Source organism: Azotobacter armeniacus, assembly GCF_054779355.1.
This window is the reverse complement of record NZ_BAAGYK010000139.1, coordinates 38483-60789: the sequence shown is the minus strand read 5'-3', so window position 1 is coordinate 60789 and position 22307 is coordinate 38483. Positions and strand designations below refer to the sequence as shown.

Below are 22307 nucleotides of genomic sequence, written 5' to 3'. Positions count from 1 at the left end.
TCGACTCAGGATGAAACCATATCGTCTTCCCCCTTCAAATGCGCTTGGGCAGGTTGCTGATCAACAGCGACAAAACGACCGGCACCAGGATGAGGATGAAGGTGCAGACCAGCAGCGGCGGTATCGGCACCGGCAGCAGGACGCTCAACAGCAACAGGATGGCGCCCCACGACAGGATCGCCACGGCGTTGTTGTTCAGGAGCGGCGAGGCGTAGTCGAAGCTGTGCCGCTTGGCATGCCAGCGCATCCAGCCGGCGAACACCGCCGGCAGCAGCACCACCGCCAGGAACGGCAACCAGAACAGCATCATCACGACGCGGTAGACCATCTGGTAGAGGATCTTCTGCAGGGCCGCTCCCCGCGAGGCCAGGTACTCGAACCACCCATCGACCTTCGCTTCGAAGGACTCGACCAGCCGCTCACCCCGCGGCATGAGCAGATCCGACACCGCCGCCTTGGCGCCGGAGTCGATCACCAGCGTGGTGTACAGGCTGCCGGTACGCCGAATCACCTGGCTCATGTCCTCTTGCGTCAGCAGGTCGTAGCCCCACTGTCGCTCCAGGGTGAGCACCCGGTCAATCAGGGCGTTCGGCACCACGGTGGCAAGCATCAGGACCAGGATGAAAAAGAACGCCAGCGAGGTGACCAGTCCTTTCGGCCACTTCTCCTCGATCACCTCAGACATGCTCGGCCGCTCCGTAAGTCTGGATCAGGTACTCGGTGACCTCGGACGGGACGTAGGCGTGACGGCCCCAGCGGGCCGTCAGCTCGTCGCCGGGGAGCTGGTCGGCGCGCTCGAGCGCCCGATAGAGGTGGCCCAGGACGAACTTCAGGCGCTCGTAGTCCGCCACGCCCTGCTGGCACATGCGCTGATAGCGCTGCAGGGCCTCGGTCAGCGCCGTGCCGATGGTCGGCGGGTTGTAGCCGGCCAGCAGCAGGGTCTTGATGAAACGGGTACCGCAGCGCCACTCCAGATCGAAGGAGCGCAGCAGGGTGGTCGACGGCTCGTCGAGGCCGGCCAGTCGTTGGATATCGCGGGCAATGGACGTAGACACAGGGAAACTCCAGATCAGCTGGCCGATGGGGATTGAGGGAGTTGCAGGATGGGCAGGCGTCCCTTGCGGATGTCGCCGCCGGCGAACACCGCCAGGTATTCAAGGTCCGGCAGCTCGCCCAAGAGCGCCATGGGAAAGCGCTCCCCCTCCTCCTCCATCAGCCGCTCGCCGACGTTGCCCGACTGCAGCACGCCGGCCTCGCCGCTGGAGTTGCCCTGCGTGCGCATGACGTACTGGTAGCGGCTCATGGGCATCTTGCTGGCGATGAACTCCTGCGTGTCGGTATCCAGCACGCGCATCGCGACGATGTGGTTGGCGTTGGCCAGCACCTGCAGGGCCTTGGCTTCGTCGCCCATCCGCGCCTTGAAGTCGGCGATGGTCTGGGTCGCGATGTAGAGGTTGATCCCCGCGCCGCGGCCCTTGTTGAGCAGCTGGATCAGCTGGTCGTTGAGCACTTCCGCGGCCTCGTCGACGAAAATGTTCACCGGCTTGGGCTGGCGATGGTTGTAGATCTCGCCGGCCGTCGAGGCCAGATCCGCCAGGGCCAGGGAGCCGATCGTCGAGCCGACCATGGGGTCGGACAGGGCATCGAGGCCCAGGTACAGCACCTGGGCCGCATTGATGACCGAGTTCAGGTCGCAGATCGGCCGTTCGTCGTCATCGTCCCACACCGGCGACAGCAACGGCCCCATGTGCCCCGAGGTGAGCATGACCAGGATCGGCAGGAGGCCGGCGATCATCTTGCCGAAATGGGTACGCTCATGTTCGAGCATGGTGAGCAGGCCCTCGATGTCGGGGTTCGGCTCGGCCTCGGCGATGTCGCTGTAGTAGAGCTTGCGCAGCACCTTGGCGCGGGCCTCGACATCGCGCGCCTTGGCCGCCCGCACGGCGGCCTCGGCCATGCTGTCGAACGGGGCTTCGCCGAACACCTGGCGCCCGTAGGCGGTGACGACCTTGATCGTCAGGCCGGGAATGTCGCCCTCCAGCGTGCGGCGCAGCCCCACCAGGGTGGGCAGGATGTTGCAGATCAGCATGGCCTGGATGACGTTGTTCAGCGCCATCTGGGCGAACGCCTGGAAGGGATCGCCCGCCTCGCTCTTCATCAGTACCGCCACGCGGGACGCCACCTCGGTGGCCCGGCCGTAGTTCTTGGTGAGCGAGAGGCGCACCGAGTGCTCCGGGTGGCCGGGGTGGAAGTACTTGAAGCGGTTGGGCTTGCCGATCGCCGCGCAGGTCAGCCGGCAGGTTTCGGCCAGCCCCTTGTCGCCTTTGGGGTCGATGACGATGACGGCCTCCCCGCGGGCGATGCACTGGCTGATCAGCAGGTCGAACAGGCGCGTCTTGCCGGCGCCGGTCGTGCCGATGATCAGGTGGTGGATGGAGCGCTGGTCTTCCGGCCGGAAACAGGGCTCCTCCTCCGCCATGCCGAGGCCATGAATCCAGCGGCTCCCCTTGACGCTCGCCTGGCGCCGGCCCTTGCGGGCCACCAGCTTGTCGATGTCCCGCGACAGCAGCTCGAAGGCCATCTGCCCGTGCTTCTGCCCCCAGCCGAAGGCCGTGCCGTAATAGATCTGCTCGGGCATCTTGCGGGTTTCCTTCAGCAGCGCTTCCAGGGTGACAAAGCTCATTTCGACCCCGCACAGGCACGCCTTGGCCCGGTGCAGGCGGATGGCCTTGGGCAGCGCCGCCAGCGCGAAGCCGGCCTGCACGCCCAGGGTGATCAGGTAGGGGGTGAGCGGCATGCTGCTCAGCAGGTGCACCGCCGTGCTGGCCGCCATGGAGGCACACCAGGCAGTCGCCTCCGCGGCCTCGTAGTTGGGGCGCCAGAGGTTCGTGTAATTCCATTCACTCATGAGTCGGGACCTCCTGGGGCAGAGCACGGATATAGGTCTTCTTGCGGGTATGAACCTTCATCGCATCGCGCAGGTAGAAAATGGCCTCCTCGATTTCCAGGGCGGAGGCATTCAGGCGCTCGGCGACCGTGGCGACCTGGGTCGGGTTGACCACCAGCGTGTTCACCTCGCCCATCTTCTCGGGGCGGGCCTGCTCCAGCACCGCCGCCAGGTAATGGCGGTATGAGGGGATTTTTTCCACCGGGACACGGCTGATATGCGGAACGTCCCAGTCCAGCCCGGCGAGCTTGCAGAGGATCAGACTCGGTTGGGCGGTCAAGACGAAGCCGGTTCGCTTATGCCAGGCTCGCGTGAGCGGGGCGCCTTCCCGGGTGAAGTCCTGCCAGAGCCAGTCGGCGCGGAAGAGCGGCAGGATGTCGTCGTTGTTGTAAGGACTGTCGCACAGCGGCACGAATACCCTGCCACTGACCAGCCGCAATTCTTGCGAAATGCCCAGGCAGGCCAGGAGCTTGCGGGCGAACGCGGGCTGGGCCTCGAGGAGGGCGATCTCCGCCGGCGCCAGTCGCGCTTCCTGCTCGGGGGTCAGCAGCCGCTTGTCGGGCATGGACGGCTCGGGGGCCGGCTGGGGCTGGCTGTCGGAGTGCGCCGGCTCGGCCAGCAGTGCGGCCAACGAGACCTTGCCGCGGGTGGCCTCGGGCTCGGGGCTTGGCTCAGGGGCCGACGGGGCATCGGCGGGCGTGCCCAGCATTTCGGCCAGCGGAACCTTGCCGCGTGCGGCTTTTCGGGGAGCCGTCTCGGCGCTCGACTCGGGGGGCGCCTCTCCATCGACCGGCGTGCCCAGCAGCTCGGCCAGCGAAACCTTGCCGCTTTTTCGGGGGAATTCCGGCGCCTCTGGCTCCGGGGCCGACTCCAGGTTGGACGTCGCGAGGGCCCTTTGTTCCGGCGAGATTGTGCCCAGCAGCATCCGCTCCAGATCCGCATCCGGATCGTCCATTGCCTCTTCCATGGGGGGCTGGGGCGCCGGCGGGACGTTCGAGGGCACCTCGGCAGCCGCCGGGGCTGGCATCGACGGGATACTGGGTTCGGTCGGCCGGGGAACGGAAATGCCGCTCTGCTCGGCCTCGGGAGCCGGCTCGGGCCGGCGCGGCGGCTGCGGTTTCGCCGCCGCGGGTTCCTGGGCGGGCACCGCGGTCGGCGCGGAAACCGGCTTCTCGCGATCGAACGGAGTTTTTTCGTTGGGCGCGATCAGCTCGACCTGCTCGCCCTCCTTGCCGAGGAGAATGGAGGTCGGCGGCGGGACCGGCACATGCGGAAACAGCACGTCCGCAGAGCTGAGTTTCAGGCAGCGCAGAGCCGGCCCCTTGCCGTTCCTGCACAGGGCGTGCGGGGTGACGAGCCAGTAGAGGTCGCCATCGTCCCGGCGCTGGGCCAGGCCATGATCCGCCAGGATGGCCAGGAGGGTTTCCGGCGAGCGCGGGATGGCCACGATCCCATCCTTCACCAGCAGGCTGACGATCTCCTCGGCGGCGCTGTGCCAGGCGATATAGACGCCATCGGTGGCCACCCATACCCGGCTGCCCGGCACGTTGACCGTCCAGCGTCCCGTGCTGAGCAGGCGCAGCATGGCATCGCTGACCAGGCGGATGACCGGCACGCCGGTATCCCCGCCTCGGGCATTGCTCGGCCCCTTGAGCAGGTCGCGTTTGACCGAGGCCGAGTCCGACCTGCGTACCAGCTCGGTCAGGGGCGCACGGTTCGCGTTGCCCGCAATCGCATCGAGCAGGGCATCGTAGATGTCCCGTCCGCCTCCCTGAATCCAGGCGCGGGCTTCGGCGGGTATGAGGGTCGACACCAGGGCCACCGAGGCCTGGATGTGCTTTTCGTGGCGCTGGGCATTCCAGTGCAGGAAGTAGCGGTCGAGCTTGTGGCGCCCCGCCCACTGGTGGAGGGTTTCCTGCTCGGGGCTCCACTCGAGCTTGCCCTCGAAGTCGGTGGCGCGCAGGTCGGTGAGAGCCTTGCCGGCATCGTGCAGCAGGCCTGCCGCAACGCCCGCCACATTCCAGCGCCAGCGGCGAGTGCTGCGCCGGGCCGGCGTCTCGGCGGTGTCGAAGGCGGTGGTCAGGCACCCATCCAGGGTGAGGTTGGCGACTTCGAGGCTGTGCCGCAGCAGCCCGCCGGGACCGGCGTGGTGATGGTTCTCCGAGGCCGGCAGCAGGTGCGCCAGCTCCGCGAAGTTGATCAGGATCGGTTCGACGTAGCGCTGGTACTCGTCCTTCGGCAGGCCGATGGAGCCTGCGATGCGGTCGACCAGCTTGCGCTGGTAGTGGCGCATTAACCACTCGCCCGTCACCTTGCCGGGATAGCCTTCCTGATAGGGGGGATAGCGCAGGTTCCGCCAGTTATGGTTTTCCAGGTAGGGGCGAAGCTCCGGGGGAATCAGCCGCTCGGCCGGATGGGGCGCCTCGGCGAAGAGCGAGGCGTAGTTGTCGCCGAACAACCAGCGTTTGATGGCGGTAAGTAGCATGAGGACTCTCGTAGCAGTGGGTCGAGCCCCCATGATCGGAAATCAAATCGCGTCTGTGCGGCCATTTCACGCCACTTTTTGGCTTGAAATTACCGGTTTGACACGAAAAAACCCCCGGCAGCAGGACTGCACGGGGGTTGGGATATTGATCTGCTCACTCGGGCCAGTGAATTTCCTCCAGGCGCCCGCGCCAGTAGTCCCGGTGGTATGCGAGGCCTTTGTGGTGCAGACGGCGGGTCAGACTTTGCGCCGATCCCACTCGCGCTCAATGGCTACCACCAAGGCAGAAGCGGCACCGTGCAGGTCGTTCAACGCCTGGTTGTCCTGTCCGCGCACATTGATGGCCTTGAGGGTGTCGGCCATGTCGGGGGCGCCACTGTGCACGCCGGTCAAAATGTCCACGAATGTCCCATAAATCTCTCTCAGCTCAGCAGCGCGGCCATCGTCTTCTTCATCCTTGATGAACTCCGAGAGGGCGCGACAATTGGCGGCGAGTTCGTCTAGTTCGGTCTGGTCGAGGGTGTATTTATTGCTCATCGCCGTTTCTCTTTTTAGCTTGTTGTAAATTCCGGTGCCGGTGCCGGTATCGGCCGGCTGGCGGATAGTTTTCCCACGCTCTTGGCCACTTCCCCAGACCAGCACCGATAAACGACCGTCACCAAGGGCGGGTTCGGCGGTTTGCCAGGTGTACTGGCGGTTACGGCTCAACGATCAAACATCAGGCAGTAATGGATCAGCTGCTGCTCGATGCTCTGTCGCTGCCCCAGGATGAGCAGGACCACCACGAGGCGCTTTTCCTCGTCGCATTCATAGAAGACGCGGTAGCCGTCGTGATTGAGCTCCCGGTAATGGGTGATCCCAAGCTCGCTGGCTTGTGCGCTGATGGGGTAGCCCAACGGGTGATTGGCCAGGCGGCGTATAACTTCTGCCACCAAGGTGGAGAGCTTTTCATAGGCCCCGTCATAGCCGTGGTACGGCTCCAGGTGGGCGATCTGGGAAAACAGGCTGGTTTCAGCAGTAGTAGCAAACTGAACGTCGAAGCTCATGGGGTTCCTTTGGGTTGCTGGCATCGTTGTGCCAAGCGATCCAGGAGCGTGTCGCCCGACACCAGCTTGCCTTGCTCTTTGTCACGGGACCCCAATGCCAGGAGCTTGACGAGCGCAATCGTCTCATCGCGCTGCTTGCGTTCGGCATAGGACTCGATGACATAGGCGGGCAGACCGTTCTGGGTGATCACCATGGGCTCGGTTAGATCCAACGATGCGGCGTGCTTCTTCAAGAAGCTGATCGTCTCGATTTTCATGTCAGCAAGGTCCTGCGTTTAAGAAGTCTATTTATAGACTAAATTTAGATCTGCGTCGACAAAACAAAAAACCCGGCGCGAGGCCGGGTTGAAGGATTGTGCATCAGAACCAGAAACCGGCCGCAAAGGGCGGCTGCTCCTCCGGTTCGGGTTGCGCCGGCTTGCGGATGCGAAGCACTGGTGCCGGCTGGTTCGAGTTTCTGCGACGGCTTACCGTGGGTCGAGCAGATCCAGCGTAATGCCGAGCGTAGCGGCCAGGTTCAGTCTGACCGCCTCAAGGAACGCCGGGTCAGTGATTCTGCCGAGCCATTGGCCCTGGCGGGCGACAGGATCGAGCGCCCGCATCTGGGTGACCACCGCAGATCCGTGCATCCCGCAATCATTCTGTGTCGGGTCAAGGACGGGAAATAGCCGCATGATCGGCCCGCTCCCCGTGGACAGGGGCACCACGATAATGGTCCGGCTCACCGCGTTGAGCGCCTGCTCCGTCAGCACGATGCATGGACGGGTCTTCTGAGTTTCCGAGCCTACCGTAGGGTCGAGGGCGATCCTGATCAGATCGCCAGGCTTGAGCTGTTTACGGACTGCTTCGGTAATTCGCGTCATCGTCTTCCAGCACCTCTGCGCCCACGGCGCCTGGGATTAGTTCGCCCTCGACATCCTGAAAGTCGGCGAGCAGCCAGTTCAAAGAAACTTCGCGTGAGCCTTGCCGTTTTTCCTTCACGGGTTTGATGTTTAAAACGCCGTTTTCAACGGTCAGATCGATCTCTGCGCCAACGGTGAGTTTCACCTCCTTGAGCAAGGCGGACGGGATCACAACGCCAGCGCTGTTACCCACCTTTCGGATTTGGGTGATCATGGTCAAAGAGCCTCTAATGTTGGAAGGTCACCTAATGTAGGCCGGACCTCGGAAATTGCGGTTTTCTTACTGAGTTACAGGGTGGTTATTGTTGGTTACCGCCCACTCGCTGAGCGTGACAACAATGTAATACGTCCTAGGATGTTTTACAATGTACCCACGCCTTTGGGGCATGCTCCTCGCGCAGGGAGATTCAGCGGGCCGCTCTTATTCAATGGGATAAACCTTTAATCCTATGGGACCAACGGCGGACAAAAAAACCCGGCGCGAGGCCGGGTTGAAGGATTGTGCATCAGAACCAGAAACCGGCCGCAAAGGGCGGCTGTTCCTCCGGTTCGGGTTGTGCCGGCTTGCGGATGCGAGGCTCCGGTGCCGGCTGGTTCGGGTTGAAGTGGGGATCTACCGTCATGCGCGTCCGGCAGCCACTGTCGCCCTGGTGCTTCTGGATCAGGTCCGCCGGAATGTCCTTCCCTTGGGCCAGCTCCTCGGCAATCGCCTTCCAGTCGACAGCGCCTGCCACGTCGTAGGCGGTGATCTTCACCCCGTAGGCATCGGCTCGGCGGAACCCAGCCGCTCTCACGAGGAGCTTGAGCTGGGTGTCCAGCTCGCCGGCCTCCTTCTGCAGCGCGCTCAGCTGCGCCTTGAGGGCGACCAGCCTGGCCTCCTGCTCGCGACGCTTTTCCGCCAACGCCTTCCAGGCGGCTTCGTCGGTCTGCTCCATCGGCAGCACATCCCGCAGGGGAGTGGCTGCCGGGGGCGTCCCGGTTTCCACCGTGTTCCAGAAGATTTTTTCTGCCTCGATGATCCGCTGGATGAGCAGGTCATCCCGCTCGACCACCAGGCAGCACGGCTCGTGCTTGGGCGACCAGAACCACAGGTAGCCACGCCGCGCGCCGCAGACGATCAGCTGGTGCATGACCTGCCAGCGATAGAGCTGGAAGGCCGGGCTCTTGTCCCGCAGCGCCAACACCTGCAGATGATTGTCCTCCGCGAGATTCTTGATCTCGACGGGGGCACCATCACCCAGCAGGCCATCGAAGGAGGCCCGGATGAACGGGTGCTCCTGCGACTCGGCGCAGATCGGCAAGCCCAGCTGGCCGTATTTCTCCTCGAACATCTGCAGGGCCAGCGGCTCGAACTTCTGGCCACGCCTGACCTGCGGAACAACCGACAGGTCGGGCGGGGTCGTCAGTCCGACCAGCTCCTTCCAGAGCTCGAGGGGCGTCTTGTCGGGGTTGTGCCCCATGATGACGGCGCAACTGGTTGCGCTGACACCTTCCTGACGCCATTGCTGCCACGCCGGGGTCCGCTGCTCGAGATCAACGACCTTCATCGTTCACCTCCTCGTCAGCGAATCCCAGGCGAGTTTTTTCGTCCGGGATGGGTACACCCGATCGATATAGGTAACACCGCTTCAAATCCTCCGAGAGCCCTTCCGACAGCTCTTTCGGGTTCAACCCCGAGGTCTTGTAGAACCCCTGAGCGAAGCGGGTTGTTTCTGTTCCCAGTACCCCACCGACTGAGCCTATCCCGTCGAGCTTGTTTTGGCGGATCTGGCTGGCATTGGTGAGCACCGTGGCGATCCGCCTCTCGAGAGGCCCCTGAAGCTTCAGGAACTCGCGACCGGCCTGTTCGCCGAGGGCTTGCAGCGCCCTGAGCAGCCGCTCATGGGTCGCTGCATGCAGCGTTTCGGCCCTCGCATGAAAGGCCGACAGTTGCTTCGTGTACGACTCGCCCCACTCGCGCAGGAGAGCCTTATCGTCCTCGCTCAGAGACTCCAGCGCCGGATTGTCCAGCCAGTTGTCCAGATCCATGTACAGGCTCAAGGCCGGCAGCATGGTCCCGGACTGGATCTCTTGTGCGAACGCCGAGCGCTGGTGGGCGATCAGCTCGTGCTGCGCCAGGCGGTAGGCCACCTGGCAGGTCTCGAAAGCTTCCATCTCGTTCTCCTTTTCTTGAGTGCACCACCCAGGCTCGAAAACCCAAGCAGCCCCTCGAGGCGAACGAGTCCCCCAGAGGGGCAGGTTCGCCCCTCAGGGAATTTTTTTTGCTGGAATTCCAGCGCTCAGCCGGTATCAGCGCGCTGTGCCGCTCGCGTACCGGGCATCGATTGCTTCACGCGCGCGCAAGGCATCCTCGTAGCTCATCCGTCCTGCATTGCAGGCCTGAATCACTGCGACGACCTCCATGCCGCGCTGCCACTCGACCGTGGCGGCCAGACGATCCAGCGCCCCCGAATCGGGGAGCGTGTAACCGTCATCCACCAGGTCGCCCAGGCACTGCTCGCTGGAATCGAACGTGCTGTGGCCGGTGAAGCCGTCACGTCGAAACGCCTGCCAGCGGTAGCGTCCGGGTTCCGATGCATCGAGGCAGATCATCCCCCAGGCATCGTGCTGGCAATGCTTGAGCGTGAAGCCCATACCCTGTGCGGCAAGCTCACCCAGCAGTTGCTCCAATACCGCCAACTTCGCCTGGATCTGCTCGATCATCTCGTCCGCACAACAGGCAAGGCCCTCGCCCGTCTCCTTCATCTCCAGCCAGTCCCGCAGCGAAGCCTTCAGACGCTCAGGTGTCGATGGGCGCATGGTTGTGCCCCTCCTTGAACGCAGAACGCAGTGCCGCAAAAAAGCCGGGATGCTCCTTCTCGGCCATCTTCATCGCTGCCGCGAAGGTTGTGGCCCGACACCGAAACGAAACCCGCTGCCGGGTGCTCATGTCGGTGACGCTCAACAGGTAAGTCCGCATGGTGTGATTCCTTTCTCGTCCCCGAGAAAGGCACACCCCCGGAGAGGGACATGCCCCCTCAGGGTGGGTTTCAGATGACTGCAGGCCTTACGGCAACAGCAGCAACAGGATGGTCGCGATCAGATCGGCGGGTTCACTCCCCTTCGCTCGCCGCCAGGTATTCGCCGGCCTTGAGCCGTTGAAGCGCGTATTGCCGTGCCTCTTCAGGCCACGTGGAGACATACTCCTTGGCCGCTGCCCAGCAACCCTGAGCACTGGCACGGCGAACCAGCTCCGCCACCTTTTTCACGACCTTCTCGGGCAGTTCGGCAGGCTTGGGTTCCGGCTCTTTCGCGGGCATCACCTCGCCTTCGACGGCCTGCGGCTCAGGATCGGCAGCAGGTTCGGCAGCAGGCGGATCAGCCCTTTCGGGTTCAGGATCGACTTTCGCCGGTTGAGCGGCGGGAGACGGCTCGCTCGCAGCCTCCTCCTGGTTGGAAGTGGGCAGCGGCTCGACCGGCTCGACCTCATCGCTGGCCCCGATCACCCGCTCGACGACCGCCAGCGGCACGTCTTGCGAAGCGAACCCCTCGCCACCGTTGGTGTTGAGGTACTGGATAAGCTCATCCAGCTTGGGTCCCGACTGAGGCCAGTATTTCCTGGCGATCTTGATGGCGCTCTTTTTCGCCATGGCGGCGAAGAAGTCGACCCAGGGGCCTTTCTTCTTCCGCTTCCACAGCTCGGAAGCCTCGCGCGCCGCGTGGATTTCCTCGGCGGTGACGGCCTCCACATGGACACGCCCATCGGGCAGCAAGGCCTCGACAAAGGCCCCGACAAACTCCCCACGATCGCCCTTCTTGTCGAAGGGGTTGAACGTGTGGGTCGGGCTCTGCCGCTTGCCGCGATAGACGAATTCGTCCTTCGCGTAGACCAACTCGACGATACAGTCCCTGATCGCCCCATCGTTCACGGCCGCCTTGATCATGCCCCGGTAGGACACATCGAGGATGACCTGCCCATCGCGAGGCACCAGGTACGCGAAACCCCGGGCGGGATTCAGCGTGAGGCCGCACGCGGCCACCTGGCTGAACGCATTACGCAGACTCAGCGGGTTGCTGAGCGCTGCCCGGCAGAGATAATCGTTGTTCATCAATGCCTGCGAGGCATACAGCATCTCACTCTTGAACAAGACATCCGTATTCGATGTCTTCACCAGCTCGACAAACTTTGGCTCAAGTTTGGCAATGACTGCCACTGCAGTTTGAAACTCTTTTTGAACTTCGCTCATAACCGTTCTCCTTTCAGAATACCTTCAGGGCGAACGGCCCCCAAAGGGACAAGTCGCCCCTCAGGGTTTGGATAGTGCCGGGAGTATTTCCGGCGCTTGATTTCACAGACTAAAAAGCGGACCTGAACTCATGTCCGCCGTTTTTGAAGTTTCCTAAAAAGGAATGTTGTCATCGAAAGCATCATAGTCAGGCGCCGGCTGGGGAGCCGGAGTCGACTTGTCTGCTCGATTTCCAGATTGACGCGGGCGACTTCCACCTGCGCTTGACCGAGGTTGCGGGGATTGCCCCTCACCTCCGTCTCTGCGCCCGCCCAGCAGTTGCAGGGTGCCATTCTGGTCGACCACGATTTCCGTGGTATACCGGTCTTGGCCGTCCTGTCCCTGCCACTTGCGGGTTTGCAGTTTGCCCTCGATATAAACCTGAGCGCCTTTCTTCAAATATTCTCCAGCGATTTCAGCAAGCTTGCCGAAGAACACCACGCGGTGCCATTCGGTACGCTCTTGCTGCTGGCCAGTTTGCTTGTCTTTCCAGGTTTCGGAAGTCGCCAGTGTGATGTTGGTCACCGCATTGCCGTTGGGCATGGAGCGAGTTTCCGGATCACCGCCGACATTGCCGAGCAGAATGACTTTATTGACACCGCGCGCCATAAGATTCTCCTTTCGGGATAATACGGGGCGGCATTTTCCCCAACGGGAGTCTGCGACCCCGATGGGTTGGTTTTTTAAGAGCGTTTTTAAGGTGATTTATGAGACGGCACCACCCGTCCGCGTAGTCACTACGCGACTAAATCGGCAGACGCACGTCGGCCAATTTAATGGGGGGAATTCTTGACGGCTTTATTCAGCCGATTAAGCCACCAGGGCTTGAAGGGCACTTGCCGGAGTTCCGGCAGGCCTATTTAGCGCCGCACAAGGGCGTGGCTGGAGTCTGCAACAGTCCGCCGCCTATTGCAATCGAGCCGCCGCACGCAAATTTGCGGTCGTCCTTCGGTCTGTCCAGAGCCCCCAAAATCAAGCCATAAAGTGGCGCGAAATGGCCACACAGGAGCGGATTGGCTTTTCACAATGGGGCCGAATCCATCGATGAGGAACCCCGATGAAACATCCCTGTTTTCTGCTGGCGCTGACCCTCAGCGCGATCGCCGTCGCCGGCTGCTCCAAGGATAAAAAGCCGGAGGCACCACCCGTTCCCACGGGGCCGAAGTTCGCCGTCAGCGAATACGAGCCCGACCTGCGCGACTACCACACCAGCTGGGGGCACCAGGGCCGCGGCGGAGCGGCCCTGCGCAAACCCACCTACCAGCACACGGTGAGCCCCCAGGACCAGCTCGACACCCGCTCGGGCCGCCTGCACCCGGAGCTGCAGGTCGCCAGTACAGCGCCCCTGGCCATGGTCGCGGTCCCGCCCTCCACCTACGCCAGCAACTGCCAGCACGCCGGCAACCTCGTGGCTTACGCCGCCCCCGGCTACGCGGTGAACGCCTCGGCACGCGAAGAAGTGAACGACTACATCCGCGTGCGCAACAAGCTGTGCCAGGGCCAGTCCCGACTGACCTACGACGAGTGGCTGGTGCTGGTGAACGGCACGCCCAAGGACCTGCCGGTGGCCATTCAAGCACGGCCCCCCGTCCGCGTTCCTGCCCAGCCCATGCCACCCGTCCGAGTTTCCGCACAGCCCATACAGCCCTTGCCGCCTGTGCGCGTCCAGGCTCAGCAGGCACCCAGCTCCTCAAAAACGCCCTCCAATATTCTGCCGGATGAGCTGTATCCATGGTGAAAACAACAAAATTAAGCTGCGGCGCTACACTGAGACAGGCGTGTTCACTGCCCTTGTGGTCGCAACCACCGCCGAACTGGCTCACTATCGGGTGCAAACTCAAGCCGTTTTCTTCACTGCCTATAGTCTGAGCAACAGCGCAACTGTTCCCCTGCTCTGACCTTTTTTCCAGGGCGCACAGGCGGGGACGATGACGTGCGGCACAGCCAACTTCACTGCCGTGTAGGCAGCTCAGAAATGGATAGCCACTGGCTGGTCCTTGGGCGTGCCCTTCACTGCCGCATAGGCAGCTCAAAAACACGAAGCGTCTGGAGCGCAGGACGGAAAAGTTCTTTACTGCCGCGTAGTCCTACTGTGTCATAAGGGCGACAACCCATTGATTTATCAAGCAAATTTCATACATGTTAAGAGCAATAAATTTCTTGTAATTCAATAGGTTACTGATGGCTTAACCTATCTGCTTGAAAAGCTTACATGTACAAATATCCAGTCTTCGCCTTGTCGACACCAAGGCCTAAGGCCTAGCATGGCTAGCCTTCCGCTAGTACGAGCCTTGCCATGGACGACTTCTCCCCCTCCGATCTCAAAACCATCCTGCACTCCAAACGCGCCAATCTCTACTACCTCGAACACTGCCGGGTGCTTGTCAACGGCGGACGGGTGGAATACGTCACCGACGAGGGAAAACGCTCCCTGTACTGGAATATTCCGATCGCCAACACCACCACGCTGCTGCTCGGTACCGGCACTTCCATCACCCAGGCGGCGATGCGCGAGCTGGCCAAGGCCGGTGTGCTGGTGGGCTTTGCCGGCGGCGGCGGTACCCCGTTGTTCAGCGCCAACGAAATGGACATCGAGGTTGCTTGGTTCTGTCCGCAGAGCGAATACCGCCCCACCGAATACCTGCAGCGCTGGGTGTCCTTCTGGTTCGATGAGGGCAAACGCCAGGAAGCGGCGAAAGCCTTCCAGCGAGCCCGCCTAGAACTGATCGAGCGACATTGGCTGAACGGCCGCTGGCTGCGCGACGCCGATTTCCAAGTCGACGCTGGGCAGTTGAAGAACCTTCTGGCTCTCACCGGCAAAGCCCTGGAGACGGCTCCAGACGGCACCTTCCTGCTCACCGAGGAAGCTCGCCTGACCAAGCAGCTGTTCCGCCTGGCGGCGCAGGCGGTCGGCTATGAAGACTTCGTGCGGGCCAAGCGCGGCAGCGGCGGCGATCCGGCCAACCGCTTTCTCGATCACGGCAACTACCTGGCCTACGGTCTGGCCGCCACCGCTACCTGGGTGCTTGGATTGCCCCATGGCCTGGCCGTGTTGCACGGCAAGACCCGCCGCGGTGGTCTGGTGTTCGACGTGGCCGATCTGGTCAAGGACGCGCTGATCCTCCCGCAGGCCTTCCTCTCCGCCATGGGCGGCGACGAGGAGCAGGAATTCCGTCAAGCCTGCCTGGAAAACCTGACACGCAGCGAAGCGCTCGACTTCATGATCGACAACCTGCAGGCCGTCGCCCAACGGCTGGGCGGAGCGCGCCCATGAACATCCTGCTGATCTCCGAGTGCAGCAAGCGCGCCCTGAGCGAAACCCGCCGCATCCTCGATCAATTTGCCGAGCGCCGCGGCGAGCGCACTTGGCAGACGCCCATCACCCAGCAGGGTCTGGACACCCTGCACCGACTGCTGCGCAAAACCGCGCGGCGCAACACGGCGGTCGCCTGCCACTTGATTCGCGGCAAGGACCACAGCGAACTGCTGTGGGTGGTGGGCGACGCCAGCCGCTTCAACCCCCAGGGGGCAGTACCGACCAACAGCACCGAGCGCAATGTGTTGCGACGGGAGGACGAGAACGACTGGCACACGGGCGAGGACATCCGTCTGCTGACCGCTCTGGCCGCGCTGTTCCATGACCTGGGCAAAGCCAGCCTGGCCTTCCAGAATAAGCTGGCCCCCCGGCACGCTCGGACGCCCGTGGCCGATGCCTACCGGCACGAATGGGTGTCCCTGCGCCTCTTCGAGGCCTTTGTCGGCGGCAGCAGTGATGAGGAATGGCTGCAGCACCTGGTCGACCTGCCGGACAAGCCCGATGATCAGTGGCTGCAAAACCTCCAGGCCGATGGTCTGGTCAAGCTGCCACGCAGCCCGTTCAACAAGCTGCCGCCCCTGGCCCGGGCGGTCGGCTGGCTGATCCTCAGCCACCATCGACTGCCGGCCAGTCACGACGGCAAGGCCGGCGTGCGCCCGGAGCTCCTGGCGAAACTGCCTAGCCAGCTTTCCGCCGCCTGGTGCGGCGCCCGTGGCGAAGCCACGGCCAAAGAGATCCAGGCCTGCTGGACCTTCAAGAAGGGTCTGCCCTTCGCCAGCGCCCACTGGCGCAGCCACGTGCGCCGAATTGCCTCCAGCCTGCTGGCGCGGCATGGCGTCCTAGCCACCGACTGGTGCGACAATCCCTACGCCATGCACGTCGCGCGCCTGGTGCTGATGCTGGCGGACCACTTCTATTCCAGCCAACCCAGTCATGCCCGTTACGGCGACAAGGGCTTCTCGCTGCATGCCAACACTGACCGGGAAACGGGGGAGCTGAAACAGCGGCTCGACGAGCATCTGATCGGCGTCAAGGTCAACGCCAGCCGGATTCTGCGCAGCCTGCCGCGCCTGGCCGATAACCTACCGCGCATCGCCCGCCACAAGGGCTTCCGCCGGCGCAGCGCAGATCCGCGCTTCCGCTGGCAGGACAAGGCCTACGATCTGGCGGCCGGCCTGCAGCGGCGCTCGGCCGAACAGGGCTTCTTCGGGGTCAACATGGCCTCCACCGGCTGCGGCAAAACCCTGGCCAACGGCCGCATCCTCTACGCCCTGGCTGACCCGCAGCGCGGCGCCCGCTTCTGCCTGGCGCTGGGCCTGCGCAGCCTCACCCTGCAGACCGGCGACGCCTACCGACAGCGCCTGGGACTGGGCCCCGAGGACATGGCGGTACTGGTCGGCGGCGGCGCGACCCGGCAGCTCCATGATCCTCTGGCCGGCACCGGCTCGGAGTCGGCCGGGGATCTCCTGCCGGAAAACAGCTTCGTGCATTTCGAGGGCAGTCTCGAGGACGGCCCGCTCAACCGCTGGCTGCAGCGGAGCCCGGACGCGCAGAAACTGCTGAACGCCCCGATCCTCGCCTGCACCATCGATCACTTGATGCCAGCCACCGAGGGCGTGCGCGGCGGTCGGCAGATCCCGGCGATGCTGCGCCTGCTGACTTCCGACCTGGTGCTCGACGAACCGGACGATTTCGACCTGGCCGATCTGTACGGCCTCTCCCGGCTGGTGCACTGGGCAGGGCTCCTGGGCAGCAGGGTCCTGCTGTCCTCGGCGACCCTACCGCCCGCCCTCGTGCAGGGGCTGTTCGAGGCCTACGCCGCCGGCCGGCGCCTCTTCCAGCAGAACCGCGGTATCCCCGGCACCGCCCCGGAGATCTGCTGCGCCTGGTTCGACGAATTCGCCGTGAATGCCGTCCCGTGCGCCGACGGCAAAGCCTTCATGCAGGAGCACCGGAGCTTCGTCGACAAACGCCTCGCCGCCCTGGCTGCCAAGGCCGAGGTACGCCGCCAGGCAATCGTCCGGCCCCTGCCGCTCGGGCGCGGCAGCCGCCAGGAACTGTGCCGTGAGCTGGCCGGCGAGCTGCTCGGACAGGCGCTCGAGCTGCACGCGCAGCACCATACGCCCGACCCGCGGACCGGCAAGCGGGTCAGCTTTGGCCTGATCCGCATGGCCAACATCGATCCCCTGCTGGATACCGTCCAAGCGCTGTACGCCTTGGACGCGCCGCCCAGCGTGCGTATCCACCTGTGCTGCTACCACGCGCAACACCCGCTGCTGGTGCGGTCTGGCATCGAGCAGCAGCTAGACCGGCTGCTGAACCGCCAGCGGCCCGATGCCCTCTTCGCCGACCCGAAACTGTGCCAGAGCCTGGACAAATCCGACGAGGCGGATCAGGTCTTCGTCGTGCTGGCCACCGCCGTGGCCGAGGTGGGCCGCGACCACGACTACGACTGGGGCATCGTCGAGCCCTCGTCGATGCGCTCGATCATCCAGCTCGCCGGGCGCATCCGTCGGCACCGTCCAGGAAATTGCAGGACACCGAACCTCCACCTGCTGGACAGCAACATCAAGGCCCTGAGCAGCGGCCCGGACCGGCCGGCTTTCTGCCGGCCAGGCTTCGAGAGCGAGGACTTCCTGCTCAACAGCCACCGGCTGAGCGAACTGCTGACCGCCGAACAGCTGGCGGTGATCGACGCCTCGACGCGGATACGTGAACGTCCCGAGCTACAGCCTCACGACAACCTGATCGACCTCGAACACGCACGGCTGCAGGTGCAGATGCTGGGCCAGGAAACCCAGGGCGAGTTCCTAGCGACGCCGGCCGACTGGTGGTGGCAGTGGCAATCCCGGGCAGCCCTGAGCGGCGAACTGCAGCGCTGCCATCCCTTCCGCGATGACCCACAGGGCCGCCAGCGCTACGGTCTGCTGCCGGACGACGACGGCGAAATCCAGTTCTACCGCTACGAACAACAAGCGGCACCGACCCCGGCGAACAGCCTTCTCCAGCCCCTGGGGGCGACGCCCGGCAGGGGCATGGCGTTCTGGGGCGAGCCGGATTACCAGGCCGCCTTGGAAGCCTTGGCCAAGCGGCTGGATTTGGAGCCGCGCTACTGCGCCGAGCGCTTCGGCTATATCGATCTGCCAGCCAGGGGCGCGGAACAGGGGTGGCGTTACCACCCTGCCCTGGGGTTCGGCAGGTATTTGCCTTGAAGCAATTACCTGCCTGGCTGGCTGCCTTTTCGGCAGTGAATGGCAAAGAAACACTAGATCTTCTGAGCTGCCTTTGCGGCAGTCGAAGAATTGTAGCTGAACTCAGGCTTTCGCTCATTGTATTGAGTTTTTCTAAAGAAACATTAGATGGTTGATTTTTCTTTCCTCAATCACATACATTTCTTACGGGCTTGAGCACTGGAGCGCTCAAGCACCAGTCAAGCCATCCATAGAGAAGGAGCCTCCATGACGAGGGAAGAGCCTGACAAGGCGGAAATAGCGGGATTGCGCGCACTGATCGCCGGGTTCGTCGAGGAGCGCCTGCAGCTCAAGCTGGACAAGCTCAAGGACGGCGAAGCCGAAAAGCGTCTGGAATTGCAGGCCACCCATCGGCCGGAAGCCTGGATCGCCGATGCGGCGCGGCGGGTCGCGCAGATTCAGCTGGTGACCCACGCGCTCAAGTACACCCACCCGGAAGCCCGCGGCAGCAACCTGCACAGCACGGGAAACCCGCAGGCCGGAGACGCGCTGGTCGGCAGCCACACGCTGGGCGAAGACCTGCCCGAGGATGTGGTGGGTAACGCCGCGGCATTGGACGTCTACAAATTCCTCCGGCTGGAGTACGCCAACAAATCCCTGCTGCGCCGCGCCATCGGCGGCGATCCGGCGCTGCGGGCCGCCTTCGGCGACTCTCACGAAGAGGCCGAAGACTGGATGCAGGCCTTCGCCGGCATCACCCGGGACAAAGGTGCGGCAGCCTCCCACCCCCTGGCCAAGCAGCTGTACTGGCCGCTGCCCGAGGGCGGCTACCATCTGCTCGCACCCCTCTACCCCACCAGCCTGGTACAGGCGATGCACCGGATCATCCGCGAGGACCGTTTCTCGGAGGCCGGCAAGGCGGCACGCGCGGCCCGTCAGGAGGGCCGCCCCCACTCCGAGGGCTATCGCGAGTACCCGGGCCTGGCGATCCAGAAGTTCGGCGGCACCAAGCCGCAGAACGTCAGCCAGCTGAACAGCGAACGCCATGGCGAAGGCTATCTGCTTCCCTCCTGCCCGCCCAACTGGCGCTCCCAGGGGGCACGCCCTCCCCTCGCCGTGCCGACAGTGCTTTCCGTCTGGCTCCAGCGCCGCCCCGCCCTGCGCGAACTGACCCGCAGCCTGCGCGAGTTCTTGCGCAGCACCGGGGACTACACCAACCGGCGCATCCGCGACACCCGCGCCGAACTGGTGGCGCGGATCTGCGACGAGGTCCTGCAGTTCGCCGCGGAAATCCAAGAGCTGCCGGCGGACTGGAGCGCCGATCCCAACTGCCGCCTGAACGCGGACGAGCAGTTCTGGCTCGATCCTTATCGCGCCGAAACGGACCCGGACTTCGCCCAGCGCCGCCAGCACAGCGATTGGGTGGAAACGGTCTGCCAGCGTTTTGGCAACTGGCTGAACGCCCGCCTCGGCGACAAGCAGAACCCCATGGGCGATGCCGAAAACCACGAGTGGAGCCGGGTGCTCGACCGGGAAATGCACTTCCTGCGCCTGGAGCTGGAAAACCATGACTAGAACCACCGCCCTGTTGCTCCTGCCGCGACTGCACGTGCAGAACGCCAATGCCGTTTCCGGTCCGCTGAGCTGGGGCTTTCCCGCCCCCTCGGCCTTCACCGGATTCGCCCATGCTCTGCAGCGGCGCCTGGCCGAGTACGACGTCCGCCTGGGCGGCGTCGGCATCGTCTGCCACAGCTTCGAGCCGCAGACCTTCCAGCCGCCGGGGCGGCGCACCCAGGTGTTCCGCCTGACGCGCAACCCGCTGGACAAGGACGGCGGCAGTCCGGCACTGGTCGAGGAAGGCCGCGTCCACCTTAAGGTCAGTCTGGTAATTGAGGTGCTCGAACCGCTGGACGAAGACCTGCGCCCGGGACTGGCGGCTGCGGCCCTTGAAGTGGCGCACGGCATGCGCCTGGCCGGTGGCAGCATCCTGCCGCAGTACGGCGCGCGCCATGCCGCGGAGCTGATCGACTGGTACGCCACCCGCGAGCACAACGCCGAAGCCTTCCGCAGGCTGCGCCGGCGCCTGCTGCCCGGTTTCGCCCTGGTCGCCCGCGACGACCTGCTCGCCGCGCACCTGCAGGAACTGCGGGCGGCCCACCCGGACGGCACGGCGCTGGACGCCCTGCTGGATCTTTCGCGGCTGAACGTCGAACCGGGACCGGACGATCCGCAGACGCCCGGGAAAGTCCTCTGGTCCATCCGCGGAAAACCCGGCTGGCTGGTGCCCCTGCCCGTGGGCTATGCCGCCCTATCCGAACTCCATGCCACTGGCAGCGTCGCCAACGCCCGCGACGGGCAAACCCCGTTCCGCTTCGTGGAAAGCCTGTACAGCCTGGGCGAGTGGGTCAGCCCCCATCGCTTGGGCGATCTTCAGCAGCTGCTCTGGCGCCACCACGCCGACCCCAAGCGGGGCCTCTATCGCTGCATCAACACATTCTCCGCCCGCCAGACATCGCACAAGGAAAACGCATAATGGCCAAGACCGATCTGAAAACCGCCTCCGTACTGGCTTTCGAGCGCAAGCTCGATCCCTCCGACGCCCTGTTCAGCGCCGGCCGCTGGGACGACCGCGACTCGGGCGCCCGCTGGAAGGCCGTCGAGGTGCGCGAGAAATCCGTGCGCGGAACTATCTCCAACCGCCTAAAGGCCGGCGCCCAGGACTCCGCCAAGCTCGATGCGGAAATCCAGAAGCCCAACCTGCAGACCGTGGATATGGCCACGCTCCCCGGCGACGCCGACACCCTGCGCGTGCGCTTCACGCTGCGCGTGTTGGGCGGCGCCGGCCGGCCATCGGCCTGCAACAACGCCGACTACCAGCAGAAGCTGGAGGAAAAGGTGCAGGGCTACGTCGAGGGGATCGGCTTCGCCGAACTGGCCCGTCGCTATGCCTGCAACCTGGCCAACGGCCGCTTCCTCTGGCGCAACCGGGTGGGTGCCGAGGCCGTCGAGGTGCGCATTGCCCACCTGCGCGAAGGCCAGGCCTCCACCAGTTGGACCTTCGATGCGTTGAAACTGCCCCTGCGGGATTTCGAGGCCGGCAGCGAGGCGGCCGGACTGAACGATTTGGGTGGGGTGATCGAGCGCGGCCTGTCCGGCAGCGACTATGTACTGCTGGAAGTCTGCGCTTACGCGCGGATCGGCGACGGCCAGGAGGTCTTCCCCTCCCAGGAACTGATCCTCGACCGCGGCGACAGCAAGAAGGGCCAGAAGAGCAAGACGCTGTACACCGTGGGCAACGTCGCCGGCATGCATTCGCAGAAGATCGGCAATGCGCTGCGCACCATCGACACTTGGTATCCCGAGGTGGAGACGGGTCTCGGGCCGATCGCCGTCGAGCCTTACGGCTCCGTCACCTCCCAGGGCAAGGCCTATCGCCAGCCCAAACAGAAGGCCGACTTCTACACGCTCTTCGACGGCTGGGTCCTCAAGGACCAACCGCTGTCGACCGAACAGCAGCATTACGTCATGGCCAACCTGATCCGCGGCGGCGTCTTCGGGGCCGCCGAGTAAGGGGAAGCATATGGACAGCTATATCGACATCCGCCTGCTGCCGGACCCGGAGTTCGCCCAGAACCAGCTGATGAGCGCCCTGTTCGCCAAGCTGCACCGGGTCCTGACGCAGCGGCGGACACAGGACATCGGCGTGAGCTTCCCGCGGATGCAAACCGAGCCGCGCACCCTGGGCGACCGCCTGCGCCTGCACGGCACGGCACAGGCACTAGAGCCCCTGATGATGCTCGACTGGCTGAGCGGCATGCGCGACCACGCCAGCATCACCGATCTGCAGTCCGTACCTGCGGGAGCGCAGTACCGGGTGGTCCGTCGCGTCCAGAGCAAGAGCAACCCCGAGCGCCTGCGTCGGCGCCTAGCCAAAAGGCATGGCCTAACCGAGGAACAGGCCCGCGAGCGGATACTCGACACGACGGAAGGCCGTCTGCTGAAGCTGCCCTTCGTCACCCTCCATAGCCAGAGCACCAGCCAGAACTTCCGGCTGTTCATCGAACACGGCGACCTGCTGGAGCAACCGCTCGCCGGAGCCTTCACGGCCTACGGCCTGAGCAACGGCGCGACCGTTCCATGGTTCTGACCATTTTC

22 protein-coding genes are annotated in these 22307 nt (G+C 64.1%); 7 read left to right on the top strand and 15 right to left on the bottom strand.

Annotated features, from left to right (window positions below):
* Window positions 1-34: 34 nt before the first annotated feature.
* The 15 genes from ACYVD0_RS18880 to ssb all read right to left on the bottom strand — a co-directional run bounded on the left by ACYVD0_RS18880 (window position 35) and on the right by ssb (window position 12254).
* A complete protein-coding gene (locus tag ACYVD0_RS18880) occupies window positions 35-685 on the bottom strand; it encodes a DUF4400 domain-containing protein (RefSeq protein ID WP_460428232.1) in 651 nt (216 codons plus the stop codon).
* The gene (locus ACYVD0_RS18875; protein WP_052264068.1) at window positions 678-1055 is read right to left on the bottom strand and encodes a hypothetical protein; all 378 of its coding nucleotides are present in this window, start codon (window positions 1053-1055) and stop codon (window positions 678-680) included. The genes ACYVD0_RS18880 and ACYVD0_RS18875 overlap by 8 nt, the downstream gene beginning before the upstream one ends.
* Before the next feature lie 14 nt (window positions 1056-1069).
* Window positions 1070-2908: a P-loop NTPase family protein gene (gene traD, locus ACYVD0_RS18870; RefSeq protein WP_460428231.1), complete on the bottom strand. Its 1839-nt coding sequence runs from the start codon at window positions 2906-2908 to the stop codon at window positions 1070-1072.
* Complete coding sequence (gene mobH / locus ACYVD0_RS18865; protein ID WP_460428230.1) at window positions 2901-5432, bottom strand: MobH family relaxase; 2532 nt, start codon at window positions 5430-5432, stop codon at window positions 2901-2903. The genes traD and mobH overlap by 8 nt, the downstream gene beginning before the upstream one ends.
* Before the next feature lie 237 nt (window positions 5433-5669).
* Window positions 5670-6140 (bottom strand): hypothetical protein, encoded by a 471-nt coding sequence (locus ACYVD0_RS18860; RefSeq protein ID WP_460428229.1) that lies wholly within the window; start codon window positions 6138-6140, stop codon window positions 5670-5672.
* Complete coding sequence (locus ACYVD0_RS18855; protein ID WP_460428228.1) at window positions 6137-6478, bottom strand: type II toxin-antitoxin system RelE/ParE family toxin; 342 nt, start codon at window positions 6476-6478, stop codon at window positions 6137-6139. Before ACYVD0_RS18855 ends, ACYVD0_RS18860 begins: the two co-directional genes overlap by 4 nt.
* Window positions 6475-6735: a type II toxin-antitoxin system Phd/YefM family antitoxin gene (locus tag ACYVD0_RS18850; RefSeq protein ID WP_040107296.1), complete on the bottom strand. Its 261-nt coding sequence runs from the start codon at window positions 6733-6735 to the stop codon at window positions 6475-6477. Before ACYVD0_RS18850 ends, ACYVD0_RS18855 begins: the two co-directional genes overlap by 4 nt.
* Window positions 6736-6945: 210 nt before the next feature.
* Window positions 6946-7341, bottom strand: coding sequence for a type II toxin-antitoxin system PemK/MazF family toxin (locus ACYVD0_RS18845; RefSeq protein ID WP_460428227.1), 396 nt, complete (start codon window positions 7339-7341; stop codon window positions 6946-6948).
* Window positions 7313-7594 (bottom strand): AbrB/MazE/SpoVT family DNA-binding domain-containing protein, encoded by a 282-nt coding sequence (locus ACYVD0_RS18840; protein WP_460428226.1) that lies wholly within the window; start codon window positions 7592-7594, stop codon window positions 7313-7315. The genes ACYVD0_RS18845 and ACYVD0_RS18840 overlap by 29 nt, the downstream gene beginning before the upstream one ends.
* A 292-nt stretch (window positions 7595-7886) precedes the next feature.
* Complete coding sequence (locus ACYVD0_RS18835) at window positions 7887-8927, bottom strand: lambda-exonuclease family protein (RefSeq protein WP_460428225.1); 1041 nt, start codon at window positions 8925-8927, stop codon at window positions 7887-7889.
* Window positions 8914-9534, bottom strand: a complete 621-nt coding sequence (locus ACYVD0_RS18830; protein WP_460428224.1) for a hypothetical protein — start codon at window positions 9532-9534, stop codon at window positions 8914-8916. Before ACYVD0_RS18830 ends, ACYVD0_RS18835 begins: the two co-directional genes overlap by 14 nt.
* Before the next feature lie 135 nt (window positions 9535-9669).
* The gene (locus ACYVD0_RS18825) at window positions 9670-10179 is read right to left on the bottom strand and encodes a hypothetical protein (RefSeq protein ID WP_460428223.1); all 510 of its coding nucleotides are present in this window, start codon (window positions 10177-10179) and stop codon (window positions 9670-9672) included.
* The gene (locus ACYVD0_RS18820; RefSeq protein ID WP_131255201.1) at window positions 10160-10339 is read right to left on the bottom strand and encodes a hypothetical protein; all 180 of its coding nucleotides are present in this window, start codon (window positions 10337-10339) and stop codon (window positions 10160-10162) included. Before ACYVD0_RS18820 ends, ACYVD0_RS18825 begins: the two co-directional genes overlap by 20 nt.
* A gap of 133 nt (window positions 10340-10472) precedes the next feature.
* Complete coding sequence (locus ACYVD0_RS18815; protein ID WP_460428222.1) at window positions 10473-11606, bottom strand: recombinase RecT; 1134 nt, start codon at window positions 11604-11606, stop codon at window positions 10473-10475.
* Window positions 11607-11759: 153 nt separating this feature from the next.
* Complete coding sequence (gene ssb / locus ACYVD0_RS18810; RefSeq protein ID WP_460428221.1) at window positions 11760-12254, bottom strand: single stranded DNA-binding domain-containing protein; 495 nt, start codon at window positions 12252-12254, stop codon at window positions 11760-11762.
* 448 nt (window positions 12255-12702) lie between these two features.
* Between ssb and ACYVD0_RS18805 the strand changes: the two genes are divergently transcribed.
* The 7 genes from ACYVD0_RS18805 to cas6f all read left to right on the top strand — a co-directional run bounded on the left by ACYVD0_RS18805 (window position 12703) and on the right by cas6f (window position 22299).
* Entirely contained in the window at window positions 12703-13383 is a 681-nt protein-coding gene (locus ACYVD0_RS18805) for a hypothetical protein (RefSeq protein WP_460428220.1), read from the top strand.
* Between the two features lie 558 nt (window positions 13384-13941).
* Complete coding sequence (gene cas1f / locus ACYVD0_RS18800) at window positions 13942-14919, top strand: CRISPR-associated endonuclease Cas1 (RefSeq protein ID WP_460428219.1); 978 nt, start codon at window positions 13942-13944, stop codon at window positions 14917-14919.
* A complete protein-coding gene (gene cas3f / locus ACYVD0_RS18795) occupies window positions 14916-18173 on the top strand; it encodes a type I-F CRISPR-associated helicase Cas3f (RefSeq protein ID WP_460428218.1) in 3258 nt (1085 codons plus the stop codon). The genes cas1f and cas3f overlap by 4 nt, the downstream gene beginning before the upstream one ends.
* Before the next feature lie 246 nt (window positions 18174-18419).
* On the top strand, window positions 18420-19727 hold the full coding sequence (gene csy1 / locus ACYVD0_RS18790; protein WP_460428217.1) for a type I-F CRISPR-associated protein Csy1: 1308 nt from the start codon (window positions 18420-18422) through the stop codon (window positions 19725-19727).
* Window positions 19720-20685, top strand: coding sequence for a type I-F CRISPR-associated protein Csy2 (gene csy2, locus ACYVD0_RS18785; protein ID WP_460428216.1), 966 nt, complete (start codon window positions 19720-19722; stop codon window positions 20683-20685). The genes csy1 and csy2 overlap by 8 nt, the downstream gene beginning before the upstream one ends.
* Window positions 20685-21722 (top strand): type I-F CRISPR-associated protein Csy3, encoded by a 1038-nt coding sequence (gene csy3 / locus ACYVD0_RS18780; protein WP_460428215.1) that lies wholly within the window; start codon window positions 20685-20687, stop codon window positions 21720-21722. Before csy2 ends, csy3 begins: the two co-directional genes overlap by 1 nt.
* A 10-nt stretch (window positions 21723-21732) precedes the next feature.
* Window positions 21733-22299 (top strand): type I-F CRISPR-associated endoribonuclease Cas6/Csy4, encoded by a 567-nt coding sequence (gene cas6f, locus ACYVD0_RS18775; protein ID WP_460428214.1) that lies wholly within the window; start codon window positions 21733-21735, stop codon window positions 22297-22299.
* Window positions 22300-22307: the final 8 nt, after the last annotated feature.

What these genes read in the sequence shown, in the direction of transcription:
- ssb (WP_460428221.1), bottom strand. Translation starts at nt 12,254, where the DNA reads ATGGCGCGCGGTGTCAATAAAGTCATTCTGCTCGGCAATGTCGGCGGT.
- traD (WP_460428231.1), bottom strand. Translation starts at nt 2,908, where the DNA reads ATGAGTGAATGGAATTACACGAACCTCTGGCGCCCCAACTACGAGGCC.
- csy2 (WP_460428216.1), top strand. Translation starts at nt 19,720, where the DNA reads ATGACTAGAACCACCGCCCTGTTGCTCCTGCCGCGACTGCACGTGCAG.
- cas3f (WP_460428218.1), top strand. Translation starts at nt 14,916, where the DNA reads ATGAACATCCTGCTGATCTCCGAGTGCAGCAAGCGCGCCCTGAGCGAA.
- ACYVD0_RS18825 (WP_460428223.1), bottom strand. Translation starts at nt 10,179, where the DNA reads ATGCGCCCATCGACACCTGAGCGTCTGAAGGCTTCGCTGCGGGACTGG.
- csy3 (WP_460428215.1), top strand. Translation starts at nt 20,685, where the DNA reads ATGGCCAAGACCGATCTGAAAACCGCCTCCGTACTGGCTTTCGAGCGC.
- cas6f (WP_460428214.1), top strand. Translation starts at nt 21,733, where the DNA reads ATGGACAGCTATATCGACATCCGCCTGCTGCCGGACCCGGAGTTCGCC.
- ACYVD0_RS18840 (WP_460428226.1), bottom strand. Translation starts at nt 7,594, where the DNA reads ATGATCACCCAAATCCGAAAGGTGGGTAACAGCGCTGGCGTTGTGATC.
- mobH (WP_460428230.1), bottom strand. Translation starts at nt 5,432, where the DNA reads ATGCTACTTACCGCCATCAAACGCTGGTTGTTCGGCGACAACTACGCC.
- ACYVD0_RS18855 (WP_460428228.1), bottom strand. Translation starts at nt 6,478, where the DNA reads ATGAGCTTCGACGTTCAGTTTGCTACTACTGCTGAAACCAGCCTGTTT.
- ACYVD0_RS18830 (WP_460428224.1), bottom strand. Translation starts at nt 9,534, where the DNA reads ATGGAAGCTTTCGAGACCTGCCAGGTGGCCTACCGCCTGGCGCAGCAC.
- ACYVD0_RS18835 (WP_460428225.1), bottom strand. Translation starts at nt 8,927, where the DNA reads ATGAAGGTCGTTGATCTCGAGCAGCGGACCCCGGCGTGGCAGCAATGG.
- ACYVD0_RS18815 (WP_460428222.1), bottom strand. Translation starts at nt 11,606, where the DNA reads ATGAGCGAAGTTCAAAAAGAGTTTCAAACTGCAGTGGCAGTCATTGCC.
- ACYVD0_RS18820 (WP_131255201.1), bottom strand. Translation starts at nt 10,339, where the DNA reads ATGCGGACTTACCTGTTGAGCGTCACCGACATGAGCACCCGGCAGCGG.
- csy1 (WP_460428217.1), top strand. Translation starts at nt 18,420, where the DNA reads ATGACGAGGGAAGAGCCTGACAAGGCGGAAATAGCGGGATTGCGCGCA.
- ACYVD0_RS18805 (WP_460428220.1), top strand. Translation starts at nt 12,703, where the DNA reads ATGAAACATCCCTGTTTTCTGCTGGCGCTGACCCTCAGCGCGATCGCC.
- ACYVD0_RS18880 (WP_460428232.1), bottom strand. Translation starts at nt 685, where the DNA reads ATGTCTGAGGTGATCGAGGAGAAGTGGCCGAAAGGACTGGTCACCTCG.
- ACYVD0_RS18845 (WP_460428227.1), bottom strand. Translation starts at nt 7,341, where the DNA reads ATGACGCGAATTACCGAAGCAGTCCGTAAACAGCTCAAGCCTGGCGAT.
- cas1f (WP_460428219.1), top strand. Translation starts at nt 13,942, where the DNA reads ATGGACGACTTCTCCCCCTCCGATCTCAAAACCATCCTGCACTCCAAA.
- ACYVD0_RS18850 (WP_040107296.1), bottom strand. Translation starts at nt 6,735, where the DNA reads ATGAAAATCGAGACGATCAGCTTCTTGAAGAAGCACGCCGCATCGTTG.